This window comes from Oceanobacillus zhaokaii, from assembly GCF_003352005.1.
Lineage (GTDB): Bacteria > Bacillota > Bacilli > Bacillales > Amphibacillaceae > Oceanobacillus > Oceanobacillus zhaokaii.
Genome location: NZ_CP024848.1, coordinates 4,017,979 through 4,031,133 on the forward strand (window position 1 = coordinate 4,017,979; position 13,155 = coordinate 4,031,133).

Annotated in this window: 10 protein-coding genes; 4 read left to right on the top strand and 6 right to left on the bottom strand. The window is 42.1% G+C overall.

All coding sequences use genetic code 11. The annotated features are described in order from the left end of the window. Positions 1 to 19 precede the first annotated feature (19 nt). Together CUC15_RS19550 and CUC15_RS19555 are read left to right on the top strand one after the other, a co-directional pair. A complete protein-coding gene (locus tag CUC15_RS19550) occupies positions 20 to 928 on the top strand; it encodes a glycine betaine ABC transporter substrate-binding protein (RefSeq protein WP_114918262.1) in 909 nt (302 codons plus the stop codon). A gap of 724 nt (positions 929 to 1,652) precedes the next feature. Further along, the gene (locus tag CUC15_RS19555) at positions 1,653 to 2,834 is read left to right on the top strand and encodes a NupC/NupG family nucleoside CNT transporter (RefSeq protein WP_114918263.1); all 1,182 of its coding nucleotides are present in this window, start codon (positions 1,653 to 1,655) and stop codon (positions 2,832 to 2,834) included. A gap of 113 nt (positions 2,835 to 2,947) precedes the next feature. Here the strand turns inward: CUC15_RS19555 and CUC15_RS19560 are convergent, their stop codons facing one another. After that, positions 2,948 to 3,796 carry an MBL fold metallo-hydrolase gene (locus tag CUC15_RS19560; RefSeq protein WP_114918264.1) on the bottom strand — a complete coding sequence of 283 codons (849 nt, stop codon included), beginning with the start codon at positions 3,794 to 3,796 and terminating at the stop codon, positions 2,948 to 2,950. Between the two features lie 86 nt (positions 3,797 to 3,882). Continuing rightward, the gene (locus CUC15_RS19565; RefSeq protein ID WP_114918265.1) at positions 3,883 to 4,392 is read right to left on the bottom strand and encodes a methylated-DNA--[protein]-cysteine S-methyltransferase; all 510 of its coding nucleotides are present in this window, start codon (positions 4,390 to 4,392) and stop codon (positions 3,883 to 3,885) included. A gap of 412 nt (positions 4,393 to 4,804) precedes the next feature. Here CUC15_RS19565 and CUC15_RS19575 point away from each other — a divergent pair, with 412 nt between their 5' ends. After that, positions 4,805 to 5,359: a PadR family transcriptional regulator gene (locus CUC15_RS19575; protein WP_114918522.1), complete on the top strand. Its 555-nt coding sequence runs from the start codon at positions 4,805 to 4,807 to the stop codon at positions 5,357 to 5,359. Between the two features lie 2 nt (positions 5,360 to 5,361). Continuing rightward, the gene (locus CUC15_RS19580; RefSeq protein ID WP_114918266.1) at positions 5,362 to 5,835 is read left to right on the top strand and encodes a DUF4188 domain-containing protein; all 474 of its coding nucleotides are present in this window, start codon (positions 5,362 to 5,364) and stop codon (positions 5,833 to 5,835) included. Between the two features lie 170 nt (positions 5,836 to 6,005). On the opposite strand, the gene CUC15_RS19585 is transcribed toward CUC15_RS19580, so the two are convergent. The 4 genes from CUC15_RS19585 to CUC15_RS19600 form a co-directional block, all read right to left on the bottom strand. Next, on the bottom strand, positions 6,006 to 7,610 hold the full coding sequence (locus CUC15_RS19585) for a right-handed parallel beta-helix repeat-containing protein (RefSeq protein ID WP_114918267.1): 1,605 nt from the start codon (positions 7,608 to 7,610) through the stop codon (positions 6,006 to 6,008). Positions 7,611 to 7,791: 181 nt separating this feature from the next. Continuing rightward, on the bottom strand, positions 7,792 to 10,296 hold the full coding sequence (locus tag CUC15_RS19590) for a beta-glucosidase family protein (RefSeq protein ID WP_114918268.1): 2,505 nt from the start codon (positions 10,294 to 10,296) through the stop codon (positions 7,792 to 7,794). Between the two features lie 453 nt (positions 10,297 to 10,749). Continuing rightward, positions 10,750 to 11,898, bottom strand: coding sequence for an ArgE/DapE family deacylase (locus CUC15_RS19595; RefSeq protein WP_114918269.1), 1,149 nt, complete (start codon positions 11,896 to 11,898; stop codon positions 10,750 to 10,752). 265 nt (positions 11,899 to 12,163) lie between these two features. Next, entirely contained in the window at positions 12,164 to 13,126 is a 963-nt protein-coding gene (locus tag CUC15_RS19600) for a helix-turn-helix transcriptional regulator (RefSeq protein ID WP_114918270.1), read from the bottom strand. Positions 13,127 to 13,155: the final 29 nt, after the last annotated feature.

Consider the following 13,155-nt stretch of genomic DNA (forward strand, 5'->3'; position numbering starts at 1 on the left):
AAGGAGAGTTGCTAACAACATGATTTTTAATAAAAAGGGAATTTTCTTGATTACGTCTATCTTGGTTATCATGCTTCTAAGTGCATGTGGGAGTCCAGAAGGAGCATCAAGTGAGGAAAAAGGAGAGAAGTCGGAAGAAAAACCAACCATCCAAATGGGACAAATCAGCTGGGCAGAGAATATCGCTGTGACGAACATGTGGAAGGTTATTTTAGAAAATGAAGGCTATAACGTGGAATTTAATTTGCTAGACATAGGAACACAAATGGCAGCTCTGGCAAACGATGAATTGGATATTACTTTGGAAGTATGGTTACCTGTTCAGGATGCTAAATACCTAGAACAATACAAAGATGAGGTAAATTTCTCGGAAGAAACTTGGTATGATAATGCAAAAGTTGGATTAGTCGTTCCAACCTATATGGAAGACCTTAACTCTATAGAGGATTTAAATGAGTATAAGGAAGCATTTGGTGGAGAAATCACAGGGTTCGATCCTGGTGCTGGAACCATGATTGTTACACAGGATGTCATTGAAGAATATGGACTAGATTATGAGTTAGTTTCAAGCTCCGAACCAGCAATGATCACAGAGTTAGAAAATGCTATGAAAGCGAAGGAACCAATTGTTGTCCCATTGTGGAATCCACATCGTGTCTTTTCCGAAATGGATCTGAAATACTTAGAAGATCCTAAGAAAGTATATGGTGAAGAAGAATTGATCCACCATGCTACTCGTCAAGGCTTTGCCGAGGATTATCCAGAGGTAAGTAAATGGGTAAAAAATTGGAAAATGGATGATGAAGCTATTGGATCATTGATGAGTTATGTAACCCAGGCTGAGGAAAATGGAGACGAAGCTATTGTCGGAGCAGAAAAATGGGTAGAAGAAAACCAAGACTTAGTCAATGAATGGTTGAATAAATAACTATAGATTCTAGGAAAGGGTTCACGAATGGTCGTGAGCCCTTTTTAATAGTTTTGAGAAAACTTACGAGGGCAAGCACGTCCTGCAAAAGTTAGCTACATTAACTGTTTAAATGAAAAGAAGGTTTATTATCCTCACTCTTTCCTTTTCAAGAATATTTGCATATTAATAATAACTGAAGAAAGAATGAGGTTATATTCACACGTGTATGAAAAAACATATGACACATGTCATAAATCACAATAAAATCATCGCCTATTCAACCGGCTGTTTTTCCCCTTTTATTTCCTCGTTAACCCATCCTGAAATTAGGCTATAATCATCTTTTTTGCCTATTAACAATTCTTTTAATTAACATCTCTAGGTCACCAGTACTTAGCAAAGCTTCTTGCTGTGATTCATCAAGTATCCCCATATCAAACAAGTATTTTTTTCTGAAATCTCCGCGGCTTAGCTAAAGTATTCGTAAACGGTGAAACATTTTTTGTTGTAGCACGGAACAATCTAATATAGGCATCGTATTTAATTTTTAATAGCTTGGGGAGTTAAGGATAAGCTACACAATGATATTTTTACTTGAATAATCGATGTCCGGTTCTTTTTTTAAAATTGGGGGAAAATAGTCATTACTATCATAAATAAAAGAAGGTACTATTCTCGTAACTCTAATAATGGTAATATACTAGAAGTGCATAAATTAATTAAATTCATCAGGAGGTTACATATGAAATATGGTATAGCGATTATAGGTATTCTTGTCGTCTTGCTTTTGGCCTGGCTGGCAAGTTCTAATCGAAAAGAAATAAAATATAAACCAATTATTACGATGATTGTCATTCAAATCGTTTTCTCAGTAATACTGTTAAATACGGAATATGGCTCCATCATCATTCAGGGAATTTCTGCCTTTTTTAATAAATTGCTCGAATATGCAAGCGAAGGAATAAACTTTGTATTTGGCGGCTTGGCGAACGAAGGAGAGGCTCCCTTCTTCTTAACTGTATTGCTGCCAATCGTATTTATTTCTGTATTAATTGGTATACTCCAGTACCTGAGAATTCTGCCGTTTCTTATGAAGGGAATTGGATGGCTGTTAAGCAAAGTGAATGGGATGGGTACCATTGAATCATATAATGCAGTTGCTTCGTTGATGGTCGGACAATCCGAGGTTTTCATCACGTTAAAGAAACAACTCGGCCTGCTTTCGAAACAGCGTATGTATACGCTTTGTGCTTCGGCAATGTCGACTGTATCAATGTCCATCGTTGCTGCTTATATGACAATGCTCGAACCGGAATATGTTGTCACAGCATTAGTATTAAATTTATTTGGCGGTTTTATCATAGCCTCGATTATTAATCCGTACGAGGTAAAACCAGAGGAAGATATGTTAGAAATAAAGGATCAAAGAAAACAATCGTTTTTTGAAATGCTCGGGGAGTATATCCTTGATGGTTTTAAGGTTGCAGTTATCGTTGGTGCCATGCTGATTGGGTTCATTGCTTTAATGGCAGCCATCAATCACGTGTTTGAACTAATATTCAGCATTTCCTTCCAGCATCTATTAGGTTATCTATTTGCTCCAGTTGCACTGTTAATGGGAATTCCTTTATCAGAGGCAGTTAGTGCCGGGGAGATTATGGCAACTAAGCTAGTGACCAATGAATTTGTCGCGATGTTGGATTTATCCGGTGGCAGCCAAGAATTCAGTTCCCGTACACTTGGGATTCTTTCTGTGTTCCTTGTATCGTTCGCCAACTTCTCATCGATTGGCATTATTACCGGGGCTGTTAAAGGTCTGAACGCAGAGCAAGGGAATGTCGTCGCAAGTTTTGGATTGAAGCTATTATACGGTGCTACACTTGTAAGCATCCTTTCAGGTATCATCGTTAGTCTCGTTTTATAAGACGCGCTAAAGCAAAAATTATATTATCATAACTACTTAAAAAAGGCAGTGGGGCGAACCACTGCCTCTTGCTAATTTTCCTCATCGAATAATAATCTCCCGCTAAACACGATTTAATAACCATTTACAAAGTCGGTGATTATTACCCTTTCGTCTTCTGTAAGTTCTCTGTTTACGTATTTCCCGTATTCCTCGATTATTTTCTGTTTATCTCCACCGCAACTATCTGTATATTTCGCAATGGCTCTAAGCTTGTCTGCTTCCTGATTAAATTCATCTTTGGATATCGGCTTTTGATGCGAAGGTATATATGTATCTGCATCAAATGATTCTAATTCATCTAATAACCGCAGTGTTTCCTTAATTGTATAGTTTTCTTTTTCGGCATACATATTTGGATAAATACAGTCAGCAAGGAAGAGAATCTTATCTTCTTTAATATACACGATTACTGAGTCTGCCGCGTGATCCCCTCCAACGTACTGTACGATACAGGTTACCCCGCCAAGGTCTAATTCCACCCGTTTCTCAAAAGTTAAATCTGGCAAGACAATCGTAATATCGCGGTGGTCTTTGAATTCCTCTTTAATTGCATTCGCACAAAATTCAATTTCTATTCCTTCCTTCACTCGCTCATCCAATGCATCGTCTGACCATGAAAAAGGGATCAGCTTTTCCATTGATTTCTTTGTTTCGCTGGAAGCAATCGAAACTGTATTAGGCAATGCTGCAAGTCCAAAGATATGATCCCAATGCCAATGAGTAAGAACAACCATATCAGGATTTGGGACCTCTCTTTTTAAAAGTTCGTTTAGAAAATATTTCGCATGATCTTCCGAGTTTCCTGCATCGATCATTAATGTTTTGTTATTTCCAACCACCATTCCGAGAATAGGCCGGTCTGTCAACGATATTGCAGTGCTGTACCAAAAATGCTTCCCTATTTTATTAATTTCGTGCATAAATTGCTGCCACCTTTCTTTTTTATATTTTTAGTAAAATAGCTGTTGTTTACTCATAATGTAAAATAAAAAACAGCACCACTTCATCAAATAAGAGAGGTGCTATTATTAAACAATTCCTTTTCATACGTTTTCTCATGTTCAAGCAGCCATTCTTTTCTCCACAGACCGCCTGCATAACCAGTTAATTTCCCATTAGAACCAATTATCCTGTGACAGGGAATAATAATGCTTAACTTATTTTTCCCATTTGCACTTCCTACCGCTCTAATCGCTTTTTCATTCCCAATGGAAACGGCAATATCCTTGTAGGACCCTGTTTCTGCATAAGGAATATCCGTTAAGGCTTTCCATACGTTTTTTTGAAAGTCCGTCCCTTCAACTTCATATGAGAAAGAAAAGTCACGGCGCTTGCCATGGAAATATTCCTCAAGCTGGTTATAGCATTCCTCTAATACCTGAGGAGTGTCAGCATGTAGAAAATTCTCCAGTTTATCCTTTTCAGAGAATAAAATTGAGTGGATTGCCTCTTGATTGCCGATTATTTCTATTATACCTACTGGCGATTGATAATCTAATTTACTTGTTGTTGTCATATAAAGACCTCCATAGATAAAAAAGTGGCATATGTCTGCCAGCCTTTCCAGTCAATAGCGTATGCTTCTAATTCTTTAATCGTCGGTTTCCTCATGAAATTTAATGAGTTTCTTTAATATTAGACTCAATTTTTTTATGAGTGGGTTGTTTTTTGAGATGATATCATACTTAGAGATGATATCATACTTTATCCCATCAGATTACACATGAATCCTGGATGGTTATTTTTATTGGCTTAAAATTCTTATTTACTTATGGTAAGGTTCCCCCGCAGCTTATCTAAATTGCGGGGTTGACTTTTCCTCTAAAGTTATTTTATTTCCATTTTTCAGAAAATACACTTGCCTTTCTCGCTAATATCTGATAATTTATATCTAAATGATATATATCCTTTAGATAGGTGTGAGCAAACTGAAAAAATATAACGATACAACTTATGCAATATTAGGTATCTTAACTACTGAGTGTAAATCTGGATATGCCATTAAGCAGTTTATTGATCGAAGCTTAAATCATTTTTGGAAAATCAGTTATGGACAAATATATCCAACTCTCAAACTAATTGTACAAGAGGAATTAGCGGAAGTTCGTGCGTCATCTAGTCCAGGAAAACCAGATAAAAATGAGTACTTTCTTACATCAAAAGGAATGGAAATACTTAAAAATTGGTTGAAGCAGCCAGTTGAACATTTACCAATTGAGCGAAACGAAATTTTACTTAAATTATTTTTTGGTCGCTTTCAGGCGAAAGAAAGTAAGATCTTGCTCCTACAGGATTACAAGCAAAATCTTGAAGGACGTTATCATACCTATGTATCGATTGAACAGGCTATTATCAATCACAATGATGACAATGATGATTCAATTTATTGGTTGTTTACATTAGATTATGGAAAAAGAATAACAAAGGCTGCGATCGAATGGTGCGATTATACTCTTGATAAACTTTCCGCTGAGGAGGATTAATGATGGCCAACCAAATTTTTAATGGGCGTTACACAGTTGATAATTCGGAGGATATTATCATTTTCATAATTGGGATGAGAGTGAACAAGCGAATTGCGATTCATAAGTGGTTACCAGTTTTTAATGCAATGCCTGGAATGATTAAAGAACTTTATATGAACAAAGAGGAACTAGGGTTTTTATCAATGGAAAGTTACTTCGGATTCAGAACCACTGCCATGATCCAATATTGGCGTTCAATTGAAGATTTGCTTGCTTATGCTAAAAGTGAAAAGCATCTTAAAGCTTGGAAAAATTTCAATCAAAAAACACGTAACAATGATGCGGTTGGAATTTACCATGAAACGTTTCAAGTAAGTAAGGGTCATTATGAATCTATTTCTGTAAATATGCCTCACTATGGCTTAGGAAAGGCATTGAACCATATCCCTATTACTATAGAACGTAATTCTGCCAGTAAACGACTAAAGAAATAATAATTTGATTTCAATTAGGTGCTTTCTTTTTTTATAAATATTGAATAAGTGGTAAGTGAATTTATTAAATATGGTTTATGTTCGAAAATGAGTGAACTTATTAGAAAGAACCCAGCCCTCTTTTTGATGAAGGCTGGGTTAATTATAGAAATTAGAATAAGATTTACTAGTTACTCAACAACTTTCACATCGCTGATTCCGTCGGCAACCCTTAGCTTAGCTCCGTCGACGCCGTCGACGACATTTCCCACCAAGTTAAGGTCCTTTCCTGCATCAATTCTGATGCCATTGGTAGCCTGTCGAATAACGTTGGACTCGATTCTGACGCCAGAGGGAATTCCTGTGCCCCGTCCATCAGTACCGCTATCCTCTTTAAGACGGATAGCCCAGAACCCGTCAGTCCCTCCAGTTATGTGGTTACCGTGCAACTCCGTGCCCGGCCCATTGCGGACCTCGATGCCGGTCTTCGAATCCTCCCCGGCTGTAATCCTATTGTCCTCGATGAGGGTGTCAGGAGTACCCAGGATGACGAGGATTCCCTGACCGTTTCCAATTAGGTCGTTGGAGTGGACCCAGTTTCCAGGTCCTGAGGCGTCGTGCTTGTTCTTGGACCCGCCGGAATTGCCCAGTGCAATGCCTGCCCGCTGACCGCCGATGACCGTGTTATCCCGGACCTCGTTCAGGTATTCACCCTCGCCGTGCAGGTCGATAGCGTCGAGATGGCTTCCGACGATGGTATTCTCCGCAACGAGATTGTTGTGCGTGGGGAACTGCAGCAAAATGGCGTGCCGCAGATGCCTGCCATCGAAGGTATTGCCGATGACGACGTTGTGCCTGGAATCGTTGGCAGCATTTGGATCATGCTGGTCCGCTGAGCCCTCAATAGCAATGCCGTAGCCCTGTCCTCCAGGACCAACGGCTGTGGCCTCACTAATGTAGTTTCCAGAGAGGGTCACTTCACGGCTTGCCTTGACTGAAATGCCGTGGCGCTCGAACCTGCGGATGCCCAGGTTCTCCACTAGGACCTGAGAGCTGGCCTGCCCTTCGTGAGCTCCAAGGTAGATCCCGTACATCGGGCCGCCACTTGCGTCGCCGTCGTCGGGGTCGTCGCCAAGTGGACCCTCATGACGGGAGGTGATGGTGAAGTTAGCGACGATGACGTCGTGAATGCCGGAGCCGCGGATCACCCGGCTGTCATCCTCTCCGTCAAGGGAGGTCAGCAGTACGGTATTCTCCTGGCCTTCACCGCGCAGGTCCACGCCGCTGTGCAGCACGATGTTCGCCGACTCGTCGTCCGGGTCAGTGGAACGCAGGTCATACGTACCGGCTGGCAGCCGGACTTCGTCACCCGGTTCAGCCGCGTCCAGAGCAGCTCGGATAGCTGCTGCGTCGTCGTCTGAGTCCGGATTCGGATTTGCCCCAAAGTCCGTAACATCCAGGGTCCTGCCCGTGGCCGGACCCGGTTTCGGCACCTCGATTGGCGCGCCGGTCCTGTCCACTAAGCCAGGAAGCTGCCAGTCGCCTTGTTCGGACGGAGTAGGTTCCACTGCTTCATCATTCTTGGACGGTGCGGGCTCTACGGCTTCATCACTCTCGGACGGTGCGGGTTCTATGGCTTCATCACTCTTAGATGGTATGGGTTCTACGGCTTCATCGTTTTCGACCAGCCCGTCGGATTCCTCGACGGTGCATGCGGTCAAGAGGACCAACAGGACAAAAACCACCCACCATGTATGCGCCAGCCCTCGCCGGCTGTTTTGAACATATTCCTTCATCAGACTTCTTACTTCCTTTCTGCACTCTTTTCATCCCCCGTCACACATGAAGGAGACGAGAAAGGCGGTGAGCCAACTCGCTCACCGCCTTCAGGATGCCCCGATGCCCCCTACAGGGTCGTCAGGCGTCATTCCATGGCCAGGGGACTACCGATTAGAGTTCCCCCTGCCATTGCTGTTATCATTGGCTGTTGCCATTGTTGTTACCTTTGTTGTTGCCTTTGTTACCATTGTTATTACCTTTGTTGTTGTCTTTACCGTTGTCTTTGTTAAGTTTGAAGTTCAACGGGATATCTTTTTCCAATGGAGTGTCTGCTGAAGAACCACCGACATGTACGCGGTATTTTCCATCAACAGTAGCCCAATCGCCATCAGCCCAGTTCGCTAGGTTGTCCGGTTCTTCCGGAATGAAATAAGAGAACGGGTGGTTAGAGTCAGCCTGGTTAATTCTCACGGTCACGCGTTGACTCTCACCCGGCTTAAGATCAACCTTCTCGAAGTTGACAAGACGTTTGGTTGGCTGTCCTGCCTCGTCCGGCAGTGTCAGGTAGACCTGTGCCGCTTCTTTTCCGGCAACATCACCAGTGTTCGTGATGGTGAAGGACACGTCAATACCGGACAACGAGCCGTTATTGCCTTTGCCTTTCGAATTACCTTCACCGCGTACCTTTTTCACCTTAAGGTCATCATACTCAAAAGTTGTATACGATAGACCGTACCCGAATGGGAAGACTGGCTTCACATCGTTTGCTTCATACCAGCGGTAGCCCATCTCTAGACCCTCAGTGTACTTGGCAATTAGTTGGTCGGAACCATCACCGTATGGACCTGGTCCACCTGGCTTGCCAGTATCTTGACGCGTTCCAGGGAATTGCTCTTCTGTCGCGAAGGCAGCTTCTCGCTCTGTCGCACCGAATGTCATAGGTAGCTTACCGGAAGGATTAACTTTACCGTAAAGCAAGTTGGCCACAGCATTTCCATCCTCCATGCCTGGGAACCAAGCTTCAAGTACTGCTGGTACCTCATCCAACCACGGCATAAGCACCGTACCGGAAGTCTTCAGAACTACAGCGGTATTCTCCGCATTTGCCTTCAGAACCGCATCGATTAGTGGCTCTTGCTCCACCCAGTCTTCTCGGTCCTTGTGTTCGTCAAGGTCGATAGCCGGAAAGCCAAGGGTATCGCGGTCCACAGTCTCATGCGGGTTGTCGCCGATCATGAGAAGCACGACGTCGGACTCAGCAGCCAGCTTAGCAGCGGCCTCCGGGTCACGGCCATCGTTGTATGTTACTTCAGTGTCATAGCCTAGTTCCTCGATAACGTTCTCTAGTCCTTCTTGCGGAGTAACCGTGTAAGGAGTTTCTACGTTCTCGTTATTGTCCCGAACAGAGCGCGGAGACATCTTTGCCTCACCAGCAAACCATTCAAGACCGATTAGTGCGATTGACTCCGGCTCACCGTCCAGCGGCAGGAAGTCGTTATCGTTCTTTAATAGCACAGACCCTTCCTCTGCCATCTTCCGTGCGCTAGCACCATTAGCAATCGGATCAACGATCTCCGGCAGGAACTCGTCGTAAGGCTCATCCATGTGGCCATACTCGATCATCTTAATGTAGCGCGGACGAAGAAGATTGTCGATGTCGTCCTCGGTTACCTCACCTGAATCAAGTGCATCCTGGATTATTTCTTGAGTATAGTACTGCGGTGCCCAGTCGAGCTCGACATTCATGCCCGCCTTGATGGCTGCAACCGTGTCGTGAACCGCGCGACGGTCACTCATAACGTAACCATCAAAGCCCCAGTTGTCCCTTAGTGCATCTTGAAGCAATTCAGAGCTATCACAAGCATAAGTGCCGTTAACATCCGGGAATGAGCACATCACGGAGGCTGGATCAGCATCCTTGACGGTCATCTCGAAAGGTAGCATGTACAGTTCGTTCATAGCCTTTGAGGGAACCTGAACACCCATCGTCCATCGCTCAGTCTCTTGCTCGTTGCCGGCCAAGTGCTTAAGCTGTGCCTGGACACCCTGGTCCTGGATGCCCTTGACCTGCTGAGTCGCCAGGATACCCGTCAAGTATGGGTCCTCACTGAAGTACTCATAGTTACGGCCACCGTACGGGTGACGAATAAGGTTCATGCCCGGTCCAAGCAACACGTGATGTGCGAAGGCACGAGTCTCTTCGCCGAGAATTCGGCCTGCATCATAGTTCAACCCTCGGTCGAAAGTTGCGGCCAGCGCTGGTGTGGAAGGAAGTCCCGTCGCTATCGGGTCATTGCCACACGATCCACCTTTTACGCCCGTACCACCGTTTGTCATACGGATTGTGGGAATACCCAGGTCCTCAATCCCACGGATTTGACGGCCAGTGTCCTGCCACTCACACCCAGGCAAAGTACCCTCGGGAGCGAATTCACCGTTCTGGTACTTACTAGTACCTCCCTTGTTGATGACAACCGTCTCACCGGTGTCGTTCTCATTGAAACGGGAAATGGCGATTTGTTGGATTTTCTGTTCCATCGTCATCTCATCGAGAAGCAGCTCGGTGCGCTCCTCAGCAGACAACTTGGTATTCATCCAGGGGTTAATCCCTTCCGTTCCACCGTTCATCGCATTAGCAGGATTTACTAACGAAGACATAATGATTAGTGCTGTCAAAAAAATTGTACTAATTCTTTTTTTCATTCTAGTTTCTCCCTTACTATGTATTAATCTATTAGTAGTAAAGTAATTCGTATTGTCATCTCGCTTACTAGCCTACCAAGTCCCTTAGTATAGAGAAAAACTATTACGCTAGTATGAACGGTTTATTACAAAACAATAATAAAAACCACGGAATTAGTAACGCGCCAAAAGTCCTGAAAACAGCACTCAAACACTGTACGAATCAATGATTTGGCAATTTAACAACCAAAATAAATAAACTTAAATAAGCATTATACTTCATTATTCTAAATATACGGTTCTGGAATAGAATGGAAGCACGCCCATTTATTAGGTAATAATTGTTATTGTGGTATTTGGAAATCGAATCTCTCTGTGTAAAATTTTTCATCAATCTTATTCGAAAAAGCCAAATCAAAAAGAGATGACCACCAAAAATGGTTGCCACCTCTATATTGTTTAATAAATCCCTCTTTATTTCGATAATCCTAAAATTAACGCTTTATAAATATCGAAGAATGCAAAGTAGTAATCTTTATAGACATATTCATCTGTTTTGTGTGCCATTTTTGTTTCGCCTGGACCAAACATCATGAATGGGAAGTTATCATCTTTACCTCGTAATAAGTTTGATGCATCCGTCACCCCTGGCGAACCTTTAACGGAGATTTCCAAATCTAAGTATTTTTTACCGAGTTCTTTAGCAAGATCAACCATTTCAGATTGTCCTGAAGTGAAAACACTTGGTAATGACATTGTCACTTCAACATCAATATTAGAGCCTTCTTTATTGTATTTGTCAGCTGTTTTGTTGAATAGGTCAATCACTTCATCGTTATCAAATTCTGGAATAGTACGTACGTTTATTTCAGCTACAGCTTTTTCTGGAACTGAGTTTACTTGGTTCCCTGCATTAAAAATAGTTGTACTCATAACCAATTTATCCAGAACTTCATTTTTACGATCATCGCCATTCAATTTCCCGTCTACTTCTAACAGATATTCCATCAATGGATTAATCGCGTTATAACCTTGGTCAGGCATAGAGCTGTGTGCTGCTTCACCAATAGACGTTACACGCAAGTTAAGTGATCCTTTGTGAGAGTAAATAATCGTGTCATGAGAAGGTTCAGCTACCCAAAGATAATCTACATCGTCCATATAGCCTTCTTCGTATAATTTTTTAGAACCTGCGCCACCGACTTCTTCACCAGTCGTTGCCATAAAACGGACGGTACCATTTTTTAGTTCATTATTTTCCTTGAGTTCAATCATCACTAATGCAAGGTTTACTAAACCTGCTTTCATGTCATTTGTTCCACGTCCGTATAATTTGCCGTCTCTTTCTGTCAATGTGAACGGATCCGTTGTCCACTCGCTTTCATCCCCAGGAGAAACGACATCCATATGACCAGAAACGCCAATGACTGGACTCCCGCTTCCAACTTCAGCCACTAAGTTAACACGAGTGTCTGTAACTGGAACAATTTTAGATTCAATGCCATATTCAGCAAATAAATCTTTCAAGTAATTTGCCACTTCGATTTCGTTTTCATTAATAGATTTAATCGCTATTATGTCAGATAAAATCTTTATCTTTTCTTCTTCTGTGAAATGTTTCATACTAAAACCCTCCAACATTTTATCTGTCTATCCTCAGATGAGAATATAATTGTATTTTCCCGAAAAATCCATTAATAAGTTAGGCACTTAAAGATTCTCCGGAACTATAATATCACTTTATATTTTCTCGCTTCTTGGTAAGAATCTTTATCAAATTTTAATTTCCAATGACTGCTGTTTGGGGCAGTGATAGTATACCCATCCGGTTGTAATTAAAACAATTCAATTAATAAGGTTTAAAGATATGTGTTTTAACTCCTGCTCCTCATGGGCAATATAAGGATAATCTCTCTCGTAACACTTCCAAGACCTCGTCCGGCATTTCCCTGACCTTGACATCCTTACCTAGGAAAAGGACCCAATTTGTTATTTCGCTCAATTCCTCGGGATTATTCACATTGATAAAAGTCTTTAGAATGGCTGTCGTTTGGTAAGGATTCGTATAGGAAATGGATAATTTTAAAGGATGGTATTTATTAAATTGGGCAATAGCCTTTGGACCAAGTTCTATGACAAGGTTGGTAACTTCTTCCTTCTCTCTTAGTTTTTCTATAATCCTATTCCTGCCTAGTCTTTTTTTCTTCGGGTAGAGTTCCACATTAGTGAGATTGTCGACAGGGAAAATCCGTCTCTTTTCTTCCTTTAAATCAAAGCCTTCAATCAACCAAAGGCTTTTTTCACGATGAAGGTGCAAAAGATAAATAGCATAAGACTTAATTTCATTCTCTTCTTTGATGGTGATCACTAAATAGCGATCTAAAAGGAGAATTTGAATGAGTTTTTCCAACATAGGGTGTGGGAGATCTGACAGATCAAGCAGGTTGGGATTATGTGGATTCGTCCCTTCAAAAAGTAGGATTTGATTTAAAAGAACTAGGGTCTCTTGCTGGTTCTCCGAAAGGAGGCCTAGTAATTTTTCAGCTAAAGAGTGACGACTCTTTAAATAGGGAAGCTGCTGATTTCTTGTGGCCATAAAGGCGATAAAAAGAGCTTTGATCTCATTATCGGTAAAGCGAACATTGGGAAGGACAGAGTTGTTCATGACAGAATAACCCCCATCCCTTCCAACCTCAGCGACAAGCGGCATTCCCAATGCCTCAATTTCTCTGATATCTCGAATTGCTGTCGAACGAGAGATATTAAATTCCTGCATGATTTCAGAAATCGTAAAATGGGCGCGGTTGTTAATATACCGCATGATGACATTGATCCGTTCAACTTTCTTCATTGGCGTCTCCTAAACAGTATCATTATTTG

What these genes read in the sequence shown, in the direction of transcription:
- CUC15_RS19600 (WP_114918270.1), bottom strand. Translation starts at nt 13,126, where the DNA reads ATGAAGAAAGTTGAACGGATCAATGTCATCATGCGGTATATTAACAAC.
- CUC15_RS19580 (WP_114918266.1), top strand. Translation starts at nt 5,362, where the DNA reads ATGGCCAACCAAATTTTTAATGGGCGTTACACAGTTGATAATTCGGAG.
- CUC15_RS19555 (WP_114918263.1), top strand. Translation starts at nt 1,653, where the DNA reads ATGAAATATGGTATAGCGATTATAGGTATTCTTGTCGTCTTGCTTTTG.
- CUC15_RS19560 (WP_114918264.1), bottom strand. Translation starts at nt 3,796, where the DNA reads ATGCACGAAATTAATAAAATAGGGAAGCATTTTTGGTACAGCACTGCA.
- CUC15_RS19550 (WP_114918262.1), top strand. Translation starts at nt 20, where the DNA reads ATGATTTTTAATAAAAAGGGAATTTTCTTGATTACGTCTATCTTGGTT.
- CUC15_RS19595 (WP_114918269.1), bottom strand. Translation starts at nt 11,898, where the DNA reads ATGAAACATTTCACAGAAGAAGAAAAGATAAAGATTTTATCTGACATA.
- CUC15_RS19590 (WP_114918268.1), bottom strand. Translation starts at nt 10,296, where the DNA reads ATGAAAAAAAGAATTAGTACAATTTTTTTGACAGCACTAATCATTATG.
- CUC15_RS19585 (WP_114918267.1), bottom strand. Translation starts at nt 7,610, where the DNA reads ATGAAGGAATATGTTCAAAACAGCCGGCGAGGGCTGGCGCATACATGG.
- CUC15_RS19565 (WP_114918265.1), bottom strand. Translation starts at nt 4,392, where the DNA reads ATGACAACAACAAGTAAATTAGATTATCAATCGCCAGTAGGTATAATA.